The 20919-nt window shown below is 58.4% G+C and carries 17 protein-coding genes; 9 read left to right on the top strand and 8 right to left on the bottom strand.

What is annotated here, in order from left to right; genetic code table 11:
• The coding region (locus ACIQY3_RS27925; protein WP_403026215.1) for a bL21 family ribosomal protein at window positions 1-91 on the bottom strand (91 nt) is incomplete at its 3' end.
• Between the two features lie 240 nt (window positions 92-331).
• Between ACIQY3_RS27925 and ACIQY3_RS27920 the strand changes: the two genes are divergently transcribed.
• The 3 genes from ACIQY3_RS27920 (at window position 332) to ACIQY3_RS27910 (ending at window position 2288) form a co-directional block, all read left to right on the top strand.
• Window positions 332-1300 carry a polyprenyl synthetase family protein gene (locus ACIQY3_RS27920; RefSeq protein ID WP_403026207.1) on the top strand — a complete coding sequence of 323 codons (969 nt, stop codon included), beginning with the start codon at window positions 332-334 and terminating at the stop codon, window positions 1298-1300.
• 183 nt (window positions 1301-1483) lie between these two features.
• The gene (locus ACIQY3_RS27915) at window positions 1484-1825 is read left to right on the top strand and encodes a zinc ribbon domain-containing protein YjdM (RefSeq protein WP_010467527.1); all 342 of its coding nucleotides are present in this window, start codon (window positions 1484-1486) and stop codon (window positions 1823-1825) included.
• A 205-nt stretch (window positions 1826-2030) separates the two neighbouring features.
• Window positions 2031-2288 carry a hypothetical protein gene (locus ACIQY3_RS27910; protein WP_133837676.1) on the top strand — a complete coding sequence of 86 codons (258 nt, stop codon included), beginning with the start codon at window positions 2031-2033 and terminating at the stop codon, window positions 2286-2288.
• A 145-nt stretch (window positions 2289-2433) separates the two neighbouring features.
• Here ACIQY3_RS27910 and ACIQY3_RS27905 read toward each other — a convergent pair whose 3' ends face one another.
• The 3 genes from ACIQY3_RS27905 to ACIQY3_RS27895 all read right to left on the bottom strand — a co-directional run bounded on the left by ACIQY3_RS27905 (window position 2434) and on the right by ACIQY3_RS27895 (window position 4174).
• A complete protein-coding gene (locus ACIQY3_RS27905; protein WP_054051384.1) occupies window positions 2434-3051 on the bottom strand; it encodes an FKBP-type peptidyl-prolyl cis-trans isomerase in 618 nt (205 codons plus the stop codon).
• A gap of 112 nt (window positions 3052-3163) precedes the next feature.
• A complete protein-coding gene (locus tag ACIQY3_RS27900; protein ID WP_054051386.1) occupies window positions 3164-3475 on the bottom strand; it encodes a DUF6482 family protein in 312 nt (103 codons plus the stop codon).
• Between the two features lie 210 nt (window positions 3476-3685).
• Window positions 3686-4174, bottom strand: a complete 489-nt coding sequence (locus ACIQY3_RS27895) for a TIGR00645 family protein (protein WP_020296439.1) — start codon at window positions 4172-4174, stop codon at window positions 3686-3688.
• A gap of 161 nt (window positions 4175-4335) precedes the next feature.
• Between ACIQY3_RS27895 and ACIQY3_RS27890 the strand changes: the two genes are divergently transcribed.
• Complete coding sequence (locus ACIQY3_RS27890; RefSeq protein WP_403026200.1) at window positions 4336-6165, top strand: hypothetical protein; 1830 nt, start codon at window positions 4336-4338, stop codon at window positions 6163-6165.
• On the opposite strand, the gene ACIQY3_RS27885 is transcribed toward ACIQY3_RS27890, so the two are convergent.
• Together ACIQY3_RS27885 and ACIQY3_RS27880 are read right to left on the bottom strand one after the other, a co-directional pair.
• Complete coding sequence (locus ACIQY3_RS27885) at window positions 6159-6500, bottom strand: hypothetical protein (protein WP_123509165.1); 342 nt, start codon at window positions 6498-6500, stop codon at window positions 6159-6161. The genes ACIQY3_RS27890 and ACIQY3_RS27885 overlap by 7 nt on opposite strands.
• Before the next feature lie 327 nt (window positions 6501-6827).
• On the bottom strand, window positions 6828-9266 hold the full coding sequence (locus tag ACIQY3_RS27880) for a Lon protease family protein (RefSeq protein ID WP_403026196.1): 2439 nt from the start codon (window positions 9264-9266) through the stop codon (window positions 6828-6830).
• A 280-nt stretch (window positions 9267-9546) separates the two neighbouring features.
• On the opposite strand from ACIQY3_RS27880, the gene ACIQY3_RS27875 reads away from it, so the two are divergent.
• From ACIQY3_RS27875 to ACIQY3_RS27860, 4 genes are all read left to right on the top strand, one after another.
• Window positions 9547-10035, top strand: coding sequence for a DUF3015 domain-containing protein (locus tag ACIQY3_RS27875; RefSeq protein WP_054051400.1), 489 nt, complete (start codon window positions 9547-9549; stop codon window positions 10033-10035).
• A gap of 92 nt (window positions 10036-10127) precedes the next feature.
• The gene (locus ACIQY3_RS27870) at window positions 10128-11981 is read left to right on the top strand and encodes a DUF4105 domain-containing protein (RefSeq protein WP_403026193.1); all 1854 of its coding nucleotides are present in this window, start codon (window positions 10128-10130) and stop codon (window positions 11979-11981) included.
• 214 nt (window positions 11982-12195) lie between these two features.
• Window positions 12196-12552, top strand: a complete 357-nt coding sequence (locus tag ACIQY3_RS27865; protein ID WP_403026190.1) for a hypothetical protein — start codon at window positions 12196-12198, stop codon at window positions 12550-12552.
• 70 nt (window positions 12553-12622) lie between these two features.
• Window positions 12623-13126 (top strand): GreA/GreB family elongation factor, encoded by a 504-nt coding sequence (locus ACIQY3_RS27860; protein WP_403026187.1) that lies wholly within the window; start codon window positions 12623-12625, stop codon window positions 13124-13126.
• Window positions 13127-13264: 138 nt separating this feature from the next.
• Here ACIQY3_RS27860 and ACIQY3_RS27855 read toward each other — a convergent pair whose 3' ends face one another.
• Both ACIQY3_RS27855 and ettA read right to left on the bottom strand, forming a co-directional pair.
• Window positions 13265-14587 carry a hypothetical protein gene (locus tag ACIQY3_RS27855; RefSeq protein WP_403026184.1) on the bottom strand — a complete coding sequence of 441 codons (1323 nt, stop codon included), beginning with the start codon at window positions 14585-14587 and terminating at the stop codon, window positions 13265-13267.
• A gap of 387 nt (window positions 14588-14974) precedes the next feature.
• Window positions 14975-16639, bottom strand: coding sequence for an energy-dependent translational throttle protein EttA (ettA, locus tag ACIQY3_RS27850; RefSeq protein WP_403026180.1), 1665 nt, complete (start codon window positions 16637-16639; stop codon window positions 14975-14977).
• A gap of 285 nt (window positions 16640-16924) precedes the next feature.
• Between ettA and ACIQY3_RS27845 the strand changes: the two genes are divergently transcribed.
• Complete coding sequence (locus ACIQY3_RS27845) at window positions 16925-20773, top strand: EAL domain-containing protein (protein WP_403026178.1); 3849 nt, start codon at window positions 16925-16927, stop codon at window positions 20771-20773.
• Window positions 20774-20919 lie beyond the last annotated feature (146 nt).

Here is a 20919-nt window from a genome sequence, read left to right as displayed (position 1 = left end):
CGTTAGCGATTTCCAGTTTTTCGATCTTCAGGTATTCACCTGGGGCGACCTTGTATTGCTTGCCACCAGTAACAATTACTGCGTACGACATGGTATTTCTCCGATAATCCTGCTCACCCAGCTCTTTATAAGAAGAGGTATTGGCTGGCATGGCTGCATAAGGCTGGAAGGCCTGATTGCAATTGCGTAAGGCAGGTGCTGCCCAGGAAGTTCAGGGTGCGCGATTGTACGCAAGCTGCCTTGGCGATGCAAGAGGCCGTCCATCGTACCTTGACACCTGCGGACGTGGGTCCTAGCATGCCGCGCAACCCTTCTGGAGCAACTGTCGCTGATGCAACCCCAAGCTTTCTACCGCGCGGTGGCGGACGATTTTAACGCCGTCGACGGCATCATCAAGAAGCAGCTGACTTCCCGAGTGCCGCTGGTATCGAAAATCGGCGACTACATTACCTCGGCCGGCGGTAAACGCCTGCGTCCTCTATTAGTGTTGCTGTGTGGCAAGGCCCTGGGTCGCGAAGGCGATGACCTGCGCCTGCTCGCCGCCACGATCGAGTTCCTGCACACCGCCACCCTGCTGCATGACGACGTGGTCGACATGTCCGGCATGCGCCGTGGCCGCTCGACCGCCAATGCCATGTGGGGCAACGCCCCGAGCGTGCTGGTCGGCGACTTCCTGTATTCGCGCTCCTTCGAAATGATGGTCGAACTGGGCTCCATGCCGGTGATGAAGATCCTTTCGCAAGCAACGCGGATCATTGCCGAAGGCGAAGTGCTGCAGCTGTCGAAGATCCGTGACGCCAGCACCACCGAAGAAACCTACATGGAAGTCATCCGCGGCAAGACCGCGATGCTCTTCGAGGCCTCGACCCACAGCGCCGCCGCCCTGTGCGAAGCCACGGCGGAACAGGCTGAAGCCCTGCGTACGTTCGGCGATCACCTGGGCGTAGCCTTCCAACTGGTCGACGACCTGCTGGATTACAAGGGCGACGCGGAAACCCTGGGCAAGAACGTCGGTGACGATCTGGCCGAAGGCAAGCCGACCCTGCCGCTGATCTACACCATGCGCGAAGGCACCCCGGAACAGGCCGCACTGGTTCGCCAGGCGATCCAGAAGGGCGGCATCGAAGACCTCGAAAGCATCCGTGAAGCCGTTGAAGCCTCCGGCTCGCTGGATTACACCGCAACGCTGGCCCGCGATTACGTGGCCCGCGCGATCAAATGCCTCGACGCCCTGCCAGCCAGCGAATATCGCGACGCGCTGGTTGAGTTGAGTGAGTTTGCGGTCGCTCGCACGCACTAAACGCACATCCCATGTGGGAGCGGGCTTGCTCGCGAAGACTGACTAACATTCGACATCAATGTCGACTGTTATGCCGCCTTCGCGAGCAAGCCCGCTCCCACAGGTTTATCCGCGCCTCGCCTGCCCCGCCTAAAACCCTATATAATGTGCGACTTTTAGCGATCCTCAATCCAAGGAGCCTTAGTGAGCACGTTGCCACCCTGCCCGAAATGCAATTCCGAATACACCTACGAAGACGGCGCGCAGCTGATCTGCCCGGAGTGCGCCCACGAGTGGTCCGCCAGCGGCGAAGCTGAAGCGGCGTCCGATGACACCGTGAAGAAGGATTCGGTGGGCAATGTCCTGCAGGACGGCGATACCATCACCGTGATCAAGGACCTAAAGGTCAAGGGCACGTCCCTGGTGGTCAAGGTCGGCACCAAGGTCAAGAACATCCGCCTGTGCGATGGCGATCACGACATCGACTGCAAGATCGACGGCATTGGCCCGATGAAGCTCAAATCAGAGTTCGTCAGAAAAGTCTGAAGCTGCTGTCTTCCATCCCGCGCCCTGCGTGGGATGGTGCTTCGCCCTCCCCGCTTCGCCCAGCGATCCCACGCAGTAGCCAAACGCCAGCCGTTTTGACCTTACGCAACCTTTACCCTGAAAAAATTACAAACTGCCAATAGGTCCTTGCTATTTGATGAATAAGAATTATTCTCATTGAAACCAATCAATGGAGATGAGACCCATGACTTATTTGATCGATGCCTGGCTGGACCGCCCACACCCTTACCTCAGGATCCTGCATCGGGAAACCGGGGAAGTCTGTGCGGTGCTTGAAGAAGAAGCCTTGAACGAGTTGCAGGATCAGGGTGACCTGGACGTCAGCGGCTTGAGTTCCAGCGAGCCGGTAGTGCTCAAGGAACTGGTGCGTAATCTGTTTCTGTTCTGCTATGCCCGGGCATTGCGCCCGTCGCATGAACTGCACCATAAGATCGAACTATGAAAATGCAAAATGTCGGAGCGAGCCCTGTGGGAGCGGGCTTGCTCGCGAAGAGGCCATAACATTCAACATCATCGCTGAATGACACACCCCGCTTTCGCGAGCAAGCCTGCTCCCACATGATCGAGCCCGTTCCGACACTCAGGTCTTACAGAACGTCGAGCAGCTCGACGTCGAACACCAGTACGCTGTGCGGCGGAATGCTGCCAACGCCTTGAGCGCCGTAGGCCAGTTCGCTCGGCACGTACAGACGCCATTTGCTGCCGGCATTCATCAGTTGCAGGGCTTCGGTCCAGCCAGCGATCACGCCGCCAACCGGGAATTCTGCAGGCTGGCCGCGCTCGTAGGAGCTGTCGAACACAGTGCCGTCGATCAGAGTGCCGTGGTAGTGAGTGCGCACTTGATCTTCACGGGTCGGCTTGGCGCCTTCACCTTGAGTCAGTACTTCGAATTGCAGGCCGGAAGCCAGGGTGGTGATGCCGTCACGCTTGGCGTTTTCAGCCAGGAAGGCCAGGCCTTCGCCAGCAGCGGCTTCAGCTTTGGCGGCCGCTTCGGCTTGCATGATCTCGCGGATAACCTTGAAGCTGGCGGACATTTCTTCCTGACCCACACGGCTTGGCTTGCCGGCGAACGCGTCGGTCAGGCCAGCCAGGATGGCGTCCAGGTTAACGCCCGGTGGCGGGTTGTCGCGCAGTTGGTCGCCCAACTGACGGCCGATACCGTAGCTGACGCGGGTTTCGTCGGTGGACAGATTTACTTCGGACATGACACTGCTCCGCTGTGCGGACAGCCCTGGAACTTGCCGTGCGAACACAGCGCATCCCGGAGCGCCCGGAACCAAAAGGGCGAGCAGACTAGCACAGATGCCGTGGCATTGATCAGCTCTGCCAGGTCGACCGGAAGGCAATCGGTACCTTCAGGCTTTCCTCGGCACTGGCGCCGAGCCCGCACATTTCGTCATGAACCGAGGTGTGCACAAGGTTGAATTGCAGCTTGGGGAAAGCATGCAGCACTTCGCGCGCATGTTCGACCGAACGCAGATGAAACATCTGGCCACGGGTATCGCTCAGCGGATACGCCGCCCCATGCATCCGCGCTTCCAGCAGATAGATCCCGCCTTCCAGCGAAATCAGGTTCAGCTCATCGACCTTCCCGGCGATGGCGTAGGCATTCAGCTCTTGCAGGTTCATGAACGCACCTCTGACAGTGGCTGATCAAGACTCCTACAGGCATATGCCTCGACGCCGCAAAGCACAAGCCATAAGCCACACCGTTTGTCTGTTTCGCCCCTCCCTTTGTGGGAACGGGCTTGCTCGCGAAAGCGGTGCGTCAGTCACATCTACAGTGCCTGATAGATCACATTCGCGAGCAAGCCCGCTCCCACAAAGGGGATCAGTCGATCAGTGCTTGGTCAGCTTATCCAGATACCCCATCGCGAACGCCGAGATCACGAAGGTCATGTGAATGATCACGTACCACTTCAGGTGCTCGGGATCGACGTTCTTGGCGTCCATGAAAATCCGCAGCAGGTGGATCGACGAGATCGCCACGATCGAAGCTGCCACTTTCATCTTCAGCGACGACGAGTCCATGGTGCCGAGCCAGTTGAGCTTTTCCTTGCTCTCGTCGATGTCCAGTTGCGACACGAAGTTCTCGTAGCCGGAGATCATCACCATCACCAGCAGGCCGCCCACCAGCGCCATGTCGATCAGCGACAGCAGCACCAGGATCAGGTCCGATTCCGCCATCGAGAAGACGTTGGGGATGACATGGAAGACTTCCTGGAAAAACTTCAGCGCCAGCGCCAGCAAGCCCAGGGACAGACCGAAGTAGATCGGCGCCAGCAGCCAGCGGGAGGCGTACATTGCATTTTCGATAAAGCGTTCCATTGAATCTCACACAAGGGCTGGTAAATGGCCGCGAGTATACCAGCCGCTTGTAACACCCAGAAACCGCCCGGAAATCCGCAACCTGCGCGTATGTGACAAAGTTTTTCTGCTAGTGTCCAAACCATTGACAGGTTGGCGACACCGGACAGGAAGACAGGAAAATGGATGTGCGATTGCCTTTAACGAGTGCCGGACTTTGCCTCGCGTTGCTGCTCAGCGGTTGTTCACCCAGCGATGAGAAGCGCCAGGTCAGCCTCGAAGAAAAGACCGCGCAGTTCGAGAAGTCCCTGGATGCCATTGCGGACCCGAAACTCAAGGATGCCGTCGCCGAGCTGGGCGGTTCGCTGCTGTTGCTCGAACGGGCGCAACTCAAGCTCGACAGCAAACCGCTGCAAACCGAGTACAGCGAAGATGCCCTGGCCGTGCTCAAGCACTACCCCACGCCCCAGGCGCTGGTGGACACCTATATCAATGGCCTGTTCGTGCTGCACAAGGACTCCAGCTCCGATTACCTGACCGATCTGCAACCGGTGTTCCCCTTCAACTTCAGCATCCCCGCAGCATTTCTCTTTCCCCATGGCCTGGAATGGCAATCGGTGACCCTGAGCAACAAGCGTGTCATCCCCTTCCAGCCGGAATGGTCGGAAACCGATCCCGGCATTCAGTTGAGCCCTTCCAGCTCGAACCTGACCAACCCCGATGACCTGACGGTGACCTACCCGTTCATCGACGGACTGGACGTGGAAAACAAGAACCAGCCACAACCAGTGAGTCTGCAAGGCAAAGTCGAGGTCATCGCGCCGCGCCGGCTCTACAGCTTCGACCTGACGAAAAAGGACGTCGGCCAGCCCCGCACCAACGACAACCTCAGCGTCACCCTGGTGAAGCTCGGCCCCAACTACGCCGAAGTCGAATTCAGTAACGCTTTGCCGCTGGCTCAAGAAGTCAGCGAAACACCGCTCAATCCGCTGATCGTGCAGGCCAAGGACAGCACCGGGCAGTTTCTCTCGCGCTCAGGCTCGATCAACGAAACCGCCGCGCAGATCGCCTTCTACCAAAAGCAACTCGCGCAAATGCAGCAGCAGAAAGCCTGGAGCGAGACGTTCGAAAAGCAACTGGATGAAGACCAGCGAGCGTTCGAGAAGCAGCAGACCCGGCATTACACCAAGGTGTATTTCAACGGCCCGATCGAGACGCTCGAAGTCAGTGTGCTGGACTTCTCTACCGCCACCGTGACTCGCAAAGACCTGAACCTGCCGATACGCCGCTTCGATCACGACACCACCGAGAAAACCATCCAGCCGCTGAGCTTGCCGGTGGTGGTGTACGACGACCAGGCGCCGATCTGGCTCAAAGGCGCGACCCTAGGCGAGGAGCAGCTGAAAAAGAGTGTCAGCATTACCCAGTCGGTGGATGACCCGAGTGCGGCGCGCATCGAGTTCGATCATCCCCGCAGTTTCAACGACGAACTGCTCGGCTCATCCTTCAGCCCCGGCGAGAGCCCGGTGACGTTCTTCACCGACGACGGTAACGGCAAGCGCGATGAACCGATCGAACTGCCGGCCGAGGCTTACCAGATTGATCCGTTGCGCGGGGTCATTACGTACGATTTGAATCTGTTTCCGGAAACGCCGGCCTTCGCGGTGGGCTCGATGCCGCTGTTCCTGGCCACGATCGAACAGAAATCCCTCGATGCCCGCCAACTGCCCAAGGGCCTGGAACTCAAAGACAATGCGCTGGTGGTCGATCTGAAGCTGTTTCCCGCCCAGGACTGGCGTTTTTTCGCCAAGGACGACAGCGGCAACTATTTGAAAGAGATTCTTTCAGTCACGCATGACGCGAGCGCAGAAGGCCCCGCGCTGTTTGGCGTGCATTATTTCTACGGCCAGCCGACGCGACTGGAGACCTACCAACGAACCGACCTCGCCACCGTGCAATATGGTTTTGAGGTCAAACTCGATAAAACCGAGATACCCGATGCTGATCAGTGATCAGGGCGAAACTCGAAGCCACCCAGGCTTCGGCAGCGGCCACCGTTGATTTCCCGCAACTGGGCTTGCAGGTGCAGGCTCCAGATTTGCGGATCGTCGGCCAGCTCATAGCCATGCAGGGTCAGGCTTTCAACAATCGTGTCGAGGATGGATTCAGCCACGAACGGACCGTGGAACGGGCCTTGAGCCTTGATGGCGGAAGGTTGTTCGCCGGCCATTCCGGCGGCGAAGAGTAAGGTCCACATGCCCGTATCCCCCGCCAATGGGCGGATGGCGCACTCGATACGGGTCACAAGACCCAGGCATTGACGGGTGAGGCAGAGGTTGCGCGACATGGCGGCGACCCTCGGTAGATCCGGTATTCAGCCTCCATCGGAAGGCTGTTTCGATCCAGTGATTACTGTCCTTATCCTTGAGCTGAGAATAGAAGAAAAGTTCGCTTCGCAAGCAAAGCGAGACCAGAAGGCGCCGAGCGGTCATTGTGTGAATCTTGACGTCAGACTGATGGCACTTTTTCTACTGAATGTCGATTTTGCCAATGCACAAAAAACTGTGGGAGCGGGCTTGCTCGCGAATGCAATCTGTCAGTCAACACTGATGTTGACTGACACTCCGCATTCGCGAGCAAGCCCGCTCCCACAGGGGGTTTGTGTGAACTCAGATCAAGCCGGTTTGGCTTCGACCAACGCCTCCAGCGCAATCTCCTTCTCGGCTTCCTTCAGGTCATCCTCGCTGATCATTTCCGCGATCACTCGCAGACGTTCCACCACCCGCGCATTCACGCTGCCTTCAGGGAATTCGCCGTTCTCGTCCGGTGCACCCGCCGGCTCGCCTACCAACAGGCTCAGGGCTTCGTCGGCCTGGCGCACGGCGTAGACATGGAACTGCCCCGCCCGTACCGCCGACAGCACTTTTTCGTCGAGCATCAGCGTCGCCACGTTAGCCTGGGGAATGATCGCCCCTTGCTCACCGGTCAGGCCGCGGGCTTCGCAGAGGCGGAAGAAGCCTTCGATCTTCTCGTTGACCCCGCCCACCGCCTGCACTTCACCGAACTGGTTGATCGATCCGGTGATGGCAAAGCACTGCTTGAGTGGGGTTTTCGACAGGGCCGAGATCAGCGTGCACGCCTCGCCCAACGACGCACTGTCTCCATCGACGTAGCCGTAAGACTGCTCGAGCGCGATGCTCGCGGAAATAGCCAGCGGGAATTCCTGGGCATAACGGCTGCCCAGATACCCGGTCAGGATCATCACGCCTTTGGAGTGAATTGGCTGGCCAAGGTTGACCTCGCGCTCGATATCGACAATCCCGCTACCCCCCGGATATACCGTGGCGGAAATCCGCGCCGGCACACCGAACGCCGAGTCACCGACTTCCAGCACCGTCAGCCCGTTGCACTTGCCCACGGCCGCACCATCGGTGTCGATCAGGATAATCCCGGCCAGCATGTCGTCGAGAATCCGCGCCGAGACGCGCCCGGTGCGGGTGGCCTTGGCCTTGAGCGCACGTTCGATATGCCCGGCATCGGTCATCTCGTCGCCGGCCAGGTGACGAATGAAATCCGCCTCGCTGACCAACTGGAACAGGTCGCCAATACGCGCCGACAAACGCCCCTGATGTTCCGCCAGGCGTGCGCTGTAGGTCGCCAGACGCGCCACCGCATCGGCGGTCAGCGGCGCCATGCCTTCTTCCGAGGTGCGGGTCTTGAGCAACTGGGCGAACTGCTCCAGGCTCTCGTCGACCATCGGGATGTCTTCATCGAAGTCCACCAGGACACGGAACATCTCCTGGAAGTCTGGATCGAGGTCTTGCAACGTGTAGTAGAGCTGCCGGGCGCCGATGATGATGACTTTGACCTGCAACGGAATGTGCTGCGGGGTCAGGGTCACGGTGGCCAGACGCCCCAGTTCACCAAGCGGCGATTCCATTTTCAGTTTGCGCGATTGCAGGGCGCGCTTGAGCGCATCCCACACGAACGGCTCGCTGAGCATTTTTTCCGCTTCAAGAATCAGGAAACCGCCGTTGGCCCGATGCAATGCGCCCGGGCGCAACTGCCGATACGTCGTGTAGAGCGCGCCCTGATCGGTGCTGTATTCGATGCGGCCGAACAGGTTTTCGTAGGTCGGGTGCGGTTCGAACACCACCGGTGCGCCACCACTGGCCGAATGACCGACCACCAGGCTCGGCGCGTATTGCTCTTCGAGCATCTTGCGCGCAACCGCATCGACCTTGCTGTCGTCGACCAATTGCTCGACCACGGTTTTCAGCAGGTAAACCTGCATCGCTTGCAGGTAACCGCACACCGCGGCGTTCTCGGCGTATTTCTCCGACAACGGCGAGAGCAACGGCTGCAAGGCCAGGGTGATGGTTTCTTCGTTGAGCTGGCGCAGTTGATTGCTCGACTCGCGCTTCCATTGCGGCAGGCTGGCGAGTTCTTCGTTCAGACGCTCTTCCAGACCGGAAATGTCTTCGTGAAAACGCTCGCGATCGGCTTCCGGCAATTGCGCGAACTCAGCCTCGTCCAACGCCTTGCCTTCGCTCATCGGGGTGAACGCGATGTTGCTGGCGTCGCGATACAGCGCGACTTCCTTCTCCAGTGCCAGGCGTTCGATGATGTCCAGCGCCTTGTCGTAGCGCTGGTTGAAGGCGCGGTCGATGGCACTTTTCTTTTGCTGGTAGGACGGGTGCTCGAACACTGCCGGAAAAGTCGCCAGCAGGTTGTCGATCAAACCGTTGATGTCACCGATGAACGCACCGGCGGTGCCCGATGGCAATTCCAGGGCGCGGGGTTCGCGCGGTTCATCGAAATTATTGACGTAGACCCAGTCCGCCGGGGTCTGCAGGCGCTTGCCTTCGGCCTTCAGGTAGCGTTTGACGAACGAGAACCGGCCAGTGCCGGGCTCGCCCATGACGAAAACGTTGTAACCGGGGCGCGGCATGGCCACGCCAAACTGCAGGGCTTCAACAGCACGTTCCTGGCCAAGCACACCGCGGAAGGGCTCCAGATCATTGGTGGTAGAGAAGCTGAACTGTTCAGCGGAAAACGGACGGGTCAGCGCTTCAGGCGCTAGACGCAAGCTGGCAGCAACAGGATCAGGCATCGGGCTTCCTTACATCAGGCGGGGCAGATAGCGGCATTCTGGCGCTGCCTGTGCCCGACTGGCAAGGCGCGCCTCAAGTCAAAGCATAGACAAACCACGATCCCCTGGCGGGGCGGGGGCAAATCAATGTTTTACCGCGAATGTTTTGCAAAAAATCACGGAACCCTTGGAACGTGCCTAAACTCCAAACTGCGCGGCTGGAACTAATAACCGGCCCACTGGTGTCGAGATGGCACCAGAACCCCTTGTCCATTGGTATGCACACAAAGAGAACAAAGCTATGAAACGGATTCTTCTCGGTACTCTCTTCACCGTTGTATCCCTCAATGCTATGGCTCAAGCGCCAGGCGGCCCGGATTGTGGTTGGGGCAACATGCTGTTCGAAGGACAGCGCGGCACCCCGGCTCACTTCCTGGCATCCACCACGAACGGCACCTCGGGTAACGCAACATTTGGTATGACGTCCGGTACCAACGGTTGCTCGACCAACGCGGCGCTGACCTATGGCGGCAAATCCTGGATTGCCATGAATGGCATGATGAACGAGCTGTCCGAAGACATGGCCAAAGGTAACGGCGAAGCGCTGACTACCTATGCCGTGGTACTGGGCGTGGCGCCGGAAGACCGTGCGCACTTCGCTGCTGTGACTCACGAGCACTTCCAGCAGATCTTCAGCAAAGCTGACGTGACCGCTGACGACGTGCATACCAACACCCTGGCCGTCCTGAAGAGCGATCCTCGTCTGGCCAAGTACGCGACTCAAGCTTAAGCTCGACCCAACCGCTCCTTTCGGGGAGCGGCTTTTGTTTTTTGGACCTGCCCTCCTTGGGTCTTTGTTTCTTCCGACTTAAGTTGCCCACTATGCTCAAACGCCTTGCCTGGCTGGCGCTCTGTGTCTGCGCCCCGCTGTCCGCCGCGCCACACACCGACAATCAACGTTTGCAGCAACTGGCCAACGACCCTTTCTGGATTTCCCTGGGCCATTACGAAACCGCCAAGCTCGGCGGCTGGCGCAGCTATGTCAGCGACAAGAAATTCTTCCTCGCCCCCGACGGCAATGAACACCCGGACCATGAACTGGCCGCGACCGTACAGGCGTTGTATGCCCCGGCCAGCGCCGGCGAAAAGCACGCGCAATGCGTCTATCCGGCGCGCACTCGCTGGCTCAAGGCACAACTCAACCTGACCGATCTGCCGAAGCTGGACTGCGCCGAGTTCACGCAATGGTTCAAGGACGTCGCGCCCCACAGCGCGGTGATGATTTTCCCGGCGGCGTACCTCAACAGCCCATCATCGATGTTCGGCCACACCCTGCTGCGCATCGACCAGGCCAATGTGCAAAGCGACCAGACCGCCCTGCTCAGTTACGCGATCAACTTCGGCGCCTACATCGAAGGCTCGGACAACAGCATCCTCTACGCCTGGAAAGGCTTGATGGGTGGCTATCCGGGGTTGTTTGCGCTGGTGCCGTATCAGGAAAAACTCTCCGAATACCGCAGCCTCGAGAACCGTGACCTGTGGGAATACCGGCTCAACCTGACGCAACAAGAAACCGAACGCATGGTCGAGCACGTCTGGGAGCTCAAGCAGATCCAGTTCGACTATTTCTTCTTCGACGAAAACTGCTCCTATCGCCTGCTCGAATTGCTGCAAGTGGCGCGGCCGAGCCTGCGCTTGACCGAACAATTCCCGCTGACGGCGATCCCGACCGATACCGTCAAAGCCGTGAAAGAAGCCGGATTGGTGGAATCGATCCAGTATCGCCCGTCCCGCGAACGTGAATTGCTGAGCCGCGCCGAGCCACTGAACGGTGAAGAACAGGACTGGGTGCTGAAAGTCAGCGCCGATCAAAAACAACTGCAAGACCCGGCCTTCAAGGCGCAACCCAAGGACCGTCAGGCGCTGATCATCGACGCGGCCTATCGCTTGGAACGCTACCGCGCCAATGGCCAGGAGCGCGATCCGCAAAGGGCCCAGCGCAGTTTCGAACTGTTACGCGCGATCAACCAGAACCCGCCGCCAGAACTGGACATCCCGCGCCCCGGTTTGCCCGAGGACGGACACGAATCCCGCACCTGGCAGGCCGGTATCGGCACCCGGGACGACAAGGCATTCGGCGAGTACGGCTTGCGCATGGCCTATCACGATCTCAACGACAACGCCGAGAGCTTCCCGCTGGGCGCACAGATCGAAATCCTGCAAATGAAACTGCGCCAGTACGAAGGCAATCACTGGCAATTGCAGCAACTGGACCTGGCGACCATCCGCTCCCTGACCCCGCGCAATGAGCTGTTGCAACCGCTGTCCTGGCAAGTCACTGGCGGCCTGGAACGGGTGCCGGGCAAGCATGACGATGAAACCCTGGTCAGCCATGTCAATGGCGGCGCCGGCGGCACCTGGCAACTGGGCGACGACCTGCTCGGCTTTGCCCTGGGCACGGTGCGCATCGAACACAACAACGACTTCGCCGGGTTCGTCGCGCCGGCGGCCGGCTTCAATAGCGGCGTGTTGTGGAAAAACCCGCTGGGCAACTTCAGCCTGGAAACCAAGGGTGATTTCTTCACCAACGGCGAAGTGCGCCGCAGCCTGAGCCTCAACCAGCAGTGGGAATTGTCGCGCAACCTCGGCCTGCGCTTGAGCGCCCAACGCGAATTCAGCCACCTCGCCTCCCCCGAGAACGAAGTGATGCTTGAAGTGAAGTGGTATCACTACTGACCTGACACACCACAACCCCTGTGGGAGCGGGCTTGCTCGCGAAAGCGGTTTTACATTCAACATTGAAGGCGACTGACCTACCGCCTTCGCGAGCAAGCCCGCTCCCACAAGGGAACCGCGTTATCCAACGGATTAATCACAGCCCTTTCACAAACGCCTGACGAATCGACTTCTAGACTTCCCTTATAGGCCGTCAAACGGCCGGGAGTCCGAGATGTGGCGTTGTGTGGGTGTGGTGGGGTTGTTGCTGTTGTGCGCGGGTTGCCAGTCGACCCACGAAGATCTGATCGCCAAGGGTTACCCACCGGCCTTCGCCGATGGTTTCGATGACGGTTGCGTCAGTGGTCGTCAGGCGGCCGGGGCGATGACTGGTGAGTTTCGCAAGAACGTGCCGCGTTATCTCAAGAACAAGCAGTACGCCGAGGGCTGGAGCGATGGCTTCCGCCAATGCCAGGCGATGCTGCAAAACCGCGATCGCGAGGACTATCGCAGTCACCATTGGGACGATCGCGAAAGAGCCTGGCAACAGCAAAAAGACCAGGACGCCGCCCGAGCGTTTCGCTCGCCCTGAGTCGCTGGCAGACATTCGTCGAAACTAAATCCCTGGGAGCATGGCCCAAACCCTATAACGGGAGAAAACCATGAGCCGTGCTTTCGTCAACGAAGATAACGCCGCCGCACAAGCCGATCAGCCAGTGGAACGGCAGGTCAGCGCGCAACCCAACTACGTCACCCCCGCCGGGCTCGCCCAGCTTCAGGCGAAACTCGCCGAGGTGCAGAACCTGCTGAATCAGCAAAGCGCCAACGGCGAACTGGCCGACAAGCAGCGCCAGGCTGACCTTGAGCGGGACTGGCGGTATTTCAACCAGCGACTGCAAAGTGCTCAAGTGGTCGTCCCGGCCTCCTCGGCTGACAAAGTGCAGATTGGCACCTGGGTAACCTTTGCCAATGAACATGGCCAGGAGCAGCGTGTGCAATTGGTTGGCGAGGACCAGGCGAATGCGACACTGGGCCTGATCAATTGGGGCTCGCCGCTGGGTCAGGCGTTGATCGGCACCAGGGTTGGGGATGAGGTGTTGTGGAAGAGACCTGCTGGTGATTGCCTGGTCGAGGTGCTGAGTTTGCAGAATGCCGCGACCGTTTGAACTCCCTGCCCCAACTCGAAACGGTAGCTCCGATTGCAGCACCTGAGTGACATAACAAAATTCGATGCCAAGACGAGTGTCGAGTCCTACAGGCCAGGATCGACATAACGGACGGCATTATGCAGCGCGCCGCCATTGTCACCTGGTGAGGGCGGACAAAGGACTTCTCTCAGAAAAAAATAGCGCCAAAAATACAAGAAAGAACAAGCCGCCACTAAAAATCATAGCGGTAAGCGAATTAAACAACAAAAATATCACAGGCACAAAGATACAAGCTTGAAGTATAGAAATATTAGACTTTATCGTAAGCCGAAGTATACAGACTATGACTAGCGTGTAAAAAAAGCACCCCACGGCCCCAAAGTTTAAGTAGGCATCAATAAAATATGCCGTATTGGCTGAATCTGTCGCCGTTTCATTCTGCCCCCACTGAAAATTAAAAACTTCCTTTTCAAGATTTATTTTATTTTCACCCAACATAATTGCGACTATAGAAATACTACGTCCATACGTGAACCCACCATTCATGACCTCATGTTGATATCTGATCCACTCATGAGCTGTTATATAAGGAATGTAGAATATTCTGTTAAGGACGTACTCAACCTGACTGGTTCCACTGAACATATTATATTTCTCAGGAATCAGAGGCGCCGATTGCACGGGAGCTTCGTCAGTTTTCATGGAATTATTTCCTGATCCAATCTGGACAGGAACCGCAGCGACGAGCGGCTTATCGGCCACGCCTCCGCGAGCTAGAAAAGAGGTCATACCAATAGTTGCAACAGTCAGAAAAAATACAATTGCAGCCATTTTGTAATTACGTTTCTGGGTAAACAAATAGAAAAGCGGCAGGAGAGCCAGAACGCTTAGACTTTTCTCAAGCGTTAGCATCAGTGTGAATAGGAACGAGAGAAGAACGGCATGCCTAAACTTGCTATTGCCTTGATACAGTATGCATACAGCAAATGGCATCAAGAATGAGCGAGACATGGAGTACATGTAATTCAGTACAACTTCAAAACCCACCCTGGCACGTAAAAAAGTTTCCCTTGTTCCAGCGAGAGCATGTACATCCAGACCTTTAACCGCATCAAATAAAGGTATGGAGGGTGCCGTGTATGACGTATACGCCATCAACATGAAATAAACAGCAGAAATCCAAATCGCCACCCTACGCATCCCTACGTATTTCTTCTTGAAGGAATAGATAAAGTTAAGCGTCAGCACATCAATCCTTGATACCCACAAGAATAAATACAGGATTGTGCATATCGCCGAAAGCATGAGAACGGTGGAGGCTTTAGGGTCGCCTCCTTTGATGAACGAAACCAAGGCTGGCGCTGTGTAAAAAGCTGTAATGCCCAGAGGTAACACCGAAGGTAAAAACAGCCTGGCTGCCAATGACTTATCTTCAGGCATGGCATTACTGAGGGCCAAGAGCTTTTCGTGGGCGAACATTTGCAAACCCTCGCGTGACGGGAAATAAGAGCGCGAGACTTTGCACGGATCAGAAGGGGAAAAATGTCAGGCAAAACTGAGATTGAAGTAGGAAGTGTCGCTTTAATTGGACGCGGAGTCTGTCATCGATTCCTTGATCGACCGCTGATGGTAGAGCCGCCGGTGTTCCGGTGGACAACAACCTGCTGAAACACAAGCGACAACGATTCAGTCCACTGTTTTTCCCGGCCAGTTGCTGGCCAGAAGTGGCATCACCGAAGCTGCAAGCACCTCGGCATCAATCACCGCCCAGGTCGCGACGACCCAGGCGGTGAATATTTCAAACTCCGGTTTTCAGTAAACCGGCCAAGCCCAAAGGCTCCGTTTTTTTATGCAACCAACCCGATATCAGGCCAGTTTCTTGTGCCGTACACGGTGCGGCTGGGCAGCCGCTTCGCCGAGGCGCTTTTTACGATCCGCTTCGTACTCGGTGTAGTTACCTTCAAAGAAGATCGCTTGCGAGTCGTCTTCGTACGCCAGGATGTGGGTCGCGACGCGGTCAAGGAACCACCGATCGTGAGAGATCACAATGGCGGCGCCCGGGAAGTCCAGCAGGGCTTCTTCCAGGGAACGCAGGGTTTCAACGTCGAGGTCGTTGGACGGTTCGTCGAGCAGCAGAACGTTGCCACCCTCCTTCAGGGTCAGGGCCAGGTGCAAGCGACCGCGCTCACCACCGGACAGGTCCTTGACGAACTTCTGCTGATCGCCGCCCTTGAAGTTGAAGCGACCGACGTAGGTGCGCGACGGGATCTCGTAGTTGCCGATGCGGATCTGATCCGAACCGTCGGAGATTTGCTGGAACACAGTCTTGCTGCCGTCCAGGTCTTCGCGGCTCTGATCGACGCACGCCAGTTGCACGGTTTCGCCGACTTCGATGCTGCCCGAATCCGGTTGTTCCTTACCCATCAGCATGCGGAACAGGGTGGATTTACCCGCACCGTTACCGCCGATCACGCCAACGATGGCGCCTTTCGGCATGGAGAACGACAGGTTGTCGATCAACACACGATCGCCGTAGCCCTTGGTGACGTTCTTGAATTCGATGACCTTGTCACCCAGGCGCGGACCGGCCGGGATGTAGATCTCGTTGGTTTCGCTGCGCTTCTGGAATTCCTGCGATTGCATTTCTTCGAAGCGTTGCAGACGAGCCTTGGATTTGGACTGGCGGGCCTTGGCGCCTTTGCGCACCCACTCCAGTTCTTCCTTCATGGCTTTTTCGTGGGCCGACTGCTGCTTGGATTCGGCAGCCAGACGATTGGACTTGGCTTCAAGCCAACCCGAATAGTTGCCCTCGTACGGAATGCCGGCGCCGCGGTCGAGTTCGAGGATCCAGCCAGCCACGTTGTCCAGGAAGTAACGGTCGTGCGTGATCGCTACCACGGTGCCCGGGAAGTCGTGCAGGAAGTGCTCCAGCCAGGCGACGGAATCGGCGTCCAAGTGGTTGGTTGGTTCGTCGAGCAGCAGCATGTCAGGGGCGGACAGCAGGAGGCGGCACAGGGCCACACGACGCTTTTCACCACCGGACAGGAATTCGACCTTGGCGTCCCACGCCGGCAGACGCAGCGCATCGGCGGCGACTTCCAGTTGGCGATCCAGGTTGTGACCGTCGCTGGCTTGCAGGATGGCTTCGAGCTTGGCTTGTTCAGCGGCCAGTTTGTCGAAGTCGGCATCTTCTTCAGCGTAAGCCGCGTAGACCTCGTCCAGGCGCGCCTGGGCGTTCTTGATCACGCTGACCGCTTCCTCGACCACTTCACGCACGGTCTTGGTCGGGTCCAGGATCGGTTCCTGCGGCAGGTAGCCGATGTTCAGCTCCGGCATCGGACGGGCTTCGCCCTCGAACTCGGTGTCGACGCCGGCCATGATTTTCAGCAGCGTGGACTTACCCGAACCGTTGAGGCCAAGGACGCCGATCTTGGCGCCGGGGAAGAACGACAGCGAAATGTTTTTCAGGATTTCCCGCTTCGGCGGAACAACTTTGCCCAGCCGATGCATGGTGAAGACGTATTGAGCCATGGAGAACCTTGGGTCAGTGACAGATGAATGATTGGAGCGCAGGCGAAGGCCCGGCCAGGCTGTGCGCGTCGTCGCTTGATAAGCATCAATGCGCGCGCGCTGAAAAAACCTGATTCTAGGAGCTGGAACGCCCCCACGTAACCGGCAAAGCTACCTGAATGACCGATGGCAGTCCAGCCGCGAGGGGCTGGCACTTAGCCACAACTCAAGGCATGCTAGCCGCCCTCCGGGCGTCCGGCTTATAGTGCACGTCGCGCCAGTCCAGCCAAACCGCAGGATTTCAGTTTGTCTAATGTCACGCCGCCTCTTTCCAACCGTGCACCGGCTGCCGCGCTCGGCTCCCCCCTGCGTGGAACTCTGAAGGGCGCACTGGCGACACTCGTGCTGTTGCTGCTCGCGCTGCTGTTCTGGCAATTGCTGGATCAACTGCGCGAAACCCAGAAAAACCAGCGCCAGTACACCATCGACTACACCGCCGACCTGGCCTCGCAAGTCAGCCTGAACATGGCGCTCAACGCGCAAATCGCCCTTAACCTGCTACCGATCGTCGAGCAACCGCAATCCGCCGACGAACAGCAGGCACTGCTGCGCAAATTGCAGCAGTCGCTGCCCGACCTGCGCAGCCTCGCGTTATTGAGCCCATCCGGCAAAATCCTCAGCGACAGCGCCGCCGACAGCCAGGACGCCGATTACCTCAGCGATCTGGTGCGCCGCAGCCGTGCCCAAGCCCACTATTTCAGCAACGCCGACGATGGCTCGGTGGTGCACTTGCTGCTGCATCAGGCCAGCGGCAGCACTCGCGGCTATTGGGCCTTGCGCCTGACCCCGACGTTTTTCTCCTCGCTGACCAAACAGGGCGAAACCGGTATCCGTCCGCTGTGGCTGGTGGAAAACCGCTTCAACCATCAAATCATCAGCCGTGACGAAGCGCTGCCGGCCACCCGCCAGGGCACGCTGAGCGACGATGACCTGGCCAACAGCGTGCTGACCGTGCCCCTGAGCAGCAGCGACTGGCAACTGCGCGGGCTGTTCGACCGTCAACAGGTGCTCGAACAACTGCTGCCTGCGTTCATCGGCAAATGCTTGCTGGGCCTGGCCTTCTCCCTGCTGCCGTTTATCGCGCTGTTGAGCATGCGCCGGCGCCAGCGCCAGTTGCATGAAGGACGTCGCCGCTATCAGGACATTTTCGAAGGCACCGGCGTTGCGCTCTGCGTGCTCGACTTGTCCGGGCTGAAAAGCTTTTTCGACAAGGCCCAACTCAACAGCAGTGAACAACTGAAAGCCTGGCTCGATGTCCCGGAACAACGCCAGCAACTGCTGCAAGAATTGCGCATCACCGAGGTCAACCAGGTCGCCCTGCAACTGCTCAACGTCAATTCCTGCGACCAGGCCTGGAAACTGCTGATCGACGGCTGCCCGCTGGATGGCACCGCTATCGGCAACCAAGTCCTTGAAGCCGTGCTCAACCAGCAAAAACAACTTGAGCTGGAAATCAAACTCCAGGACACCAATGACCGCGACCAGCACCTGTGGCTGGTGCTGCGCCTGCCGGAAGAGCAACACGACTACAAAGCGGTGATCCTTAGCATCAACGACATCACCAGCCGCAAGCTCATTGAGCTGTCACTGCTGGAGCGTGAAGGCTTTTGGTCCGACGTGGTGCGTACCGTACCGGACCACCTGTATGTGCAGGACGTGATCAGCCAGCGGATGATCTTCAGCAACCACCACTTGGGGCAGACGCTGGGCTACAACCGCACCGAACTGCACCAGATGGGCGAGTATTTCTGGGAAATCCTGCTGCACCCCGAAGACGCCGACTACTACCACCGCTCGCGCCAGACCCAGCGTCAGGCCGGGTTTTCGCAATTGCTGCAATGCCAGTTGCGCTTCCGTCATCGCGATGGCGAATGGCGGCGTTTCGACATTCGCGAACAGGCGTTGGCGCGAGACAAGCATGATCAGGTCACGCGGATCATCGGCGTGGCCAAGGACATTACCGAGCAGATCGAGGCCAGCGAATCCCTGCGTGACAGCGAACAGCGCTACCGCATGCTCGCGGAAAGCATCAGTGACGTGATTTTCTCCACCGACAACAAGCTGTCGCTCAACTACGTCAGCCCTTCGGTACAAGCGGTGCTGGGTTATGACGTCGACTGGATTTTCCAGAACGGCTGGCAATCGACCATCGCCAACCCGCAACAACTGAACGGCATCTACGGTTTGATGGACCGGGTCAGCAAAGCCCTGGATAAACCCGATCAACTGGCGTTGTTGCGCAGCCAGGTGCAGACCCAGTTGTTCCTGTTCGACTGCCTGCGGGCCGACGGGCGCAAGATCCCGATCGAACTGCGGCTGGTGCTGGTCTGGGACGAACATGGCGGTTTCGAAGGCGTGCTCGGGGTCGGTCGCGACATCAGCCAGCAGCGCCGCGCCGAGAAAGACCTGCGCATGGCGGCCACGGTATTCGAGCACTCGACCTCGGCGATCCTCATCACTGACCCGGCCGGCTACATCGTTCAGGCCAACGAAGCGTTCAGTCGCGTCAGCGGTTATGCGGTGTCCCAGGTCCTCGACCAGTTGCCGAACATGCTCACTGTCGACGAGCAACAGGAAGCCCACCTGCGTTATGTACTCAAGCAATTGCATCAGCACAGCACCTGGGAAGGCGAGGTCTGGCTCAAACGGCGCAATGGCGAGCATTACCCGGCGTGGGTCGGCATCACGGCGGTGCTCGACGACGAGGGCGACCTTGCCAGTTACGTGTGCTTCTTCAGCGACATCAGCGAGCGCAAGGCCAGTGAACAGCGAATCCATCGCCTGGCCTATTACGACGCCCTGACCCACCTGCCCAACCGCACGCTGTTCCAGGATCGCTTGCACACCGCGCTGCAATCGGCGGAACGGCAGAAGTCGTGGGTGGTGCTGATGTTCCTCGACCTCGACCGTTTCAAGCCGATCAACGACTCCCTGGGCCACGCCGCCGGCGACCGCATGCTCAAGGAAATGGCCACGCGCCTGCTCGGTTGCGTCGACGATGACGACACCGTGGCGCGCATGGGCGGCGATGAGTTCACGTTGCTGCTGCAACCGCGCATCAACCGCGAAGTGGCGCTGAACCGGGCGATTCACGTCGCCGAACAGATTCTCGCCAGCCTGGTGAAACCGTTTGTGCTGGAAGGTCGCGAGTTCTTTGTCACGGCCAGTATCGGCATTGCCCTGAGCCCACAGGACGGCAACGAACTCAGCCAGTTGATGAAAAACGCCGACACCGCGATGTACCACGCCAAGGAGCGCGGCAAGAACAACTTCCAGTTCTATCAGGCTGACATGAACGCCAGCGCCCTCGAGCGCCTGGAGCTGGAAAGCGACTTGCGCCATGCCCTGGAACAGAACGAATTCGTGCTGTATTACCAACCGCAGTTCAGCGGCGACGGCAAACGCCTGACCGGCGCCGAAGCCCTGCTGCGCTGGCGTCATCCCCGTCGCGGACTGGTGCCGCCGGGGGATTTCATTCCAGTACTCGAAGAGCTCGGTTTGGTGGTGGACGTCGGCGACTGGGTGATCAGCGAAGCCTGCCGTCAGCTCAAGACCTGGCATCAGGCCAAGGTGCGGGTGCCGAAGGTTTCGGTGAACATCTCGGCGCGGCAGTTCTCCGATGGCCAGCTCGGCACGCGCATCGCCAATATCCTCAAGGACACCGGCCTGCCGCCTGCGTGCCTGGAGCTGGAACTGACTGAAAGTATCCTGATGCGCGAAGTCAGCGAAGCGATGCAGATTCTCGCCGGGTTGAAAAACCTGGGCCTGAGCATTGCGGTCGACGACTTCGGCACCGGTTATTCATCGCTCAACTACCTCAAGCAATTCCCGATCGACGTGCTGAAAATCGACCGCACCTTCGTCGACGGACTGCCGTCGGGCGAACAGGATGCGCAGATTGCCCGGGCGATCATCGCCATGGCTCACAGCCTGAACCTGGCGGTAATCGCCGAGGGCGTGGAAACCCACGAACAACTCGACTTCCTGCGTGAGCATGGATGTGACGAGGTTCAGGGGTACCTGTTCGGGCGGCCGATGCCGGCGAGCCGGTTTGAAGCGCAGTTCAGTAATGATGCGTTGTTCATGTTCGACTGAGATTTGTAGCGCGACGGATGACGCCTTCGCGAGCAAGCCCGCTCCCACATTTTGAAACGCATTCACCCTGTGGAGCGGGCTTGCTCGCGAAGAGGCCGGCACGATCACCGCTGATCCCCTCATGAAGCCCACTTGTCTGCGACATG

Origin of the sequence: Pseudomonas sp. NPDC096950 (assembly GCF_044762525.1) — a bacterium.
Lineage (GTDB): Bacteria > Pseudomonadota > Gammaproteobacteria > Pseudomonadales > Pseudomonadaceae > Aquipseudomonas.
The sequence above is the reverse complement of the archived record's forward strand: the minus strand, read 5'-3'. Positions and strand labels throughout refer to the sequence as shown.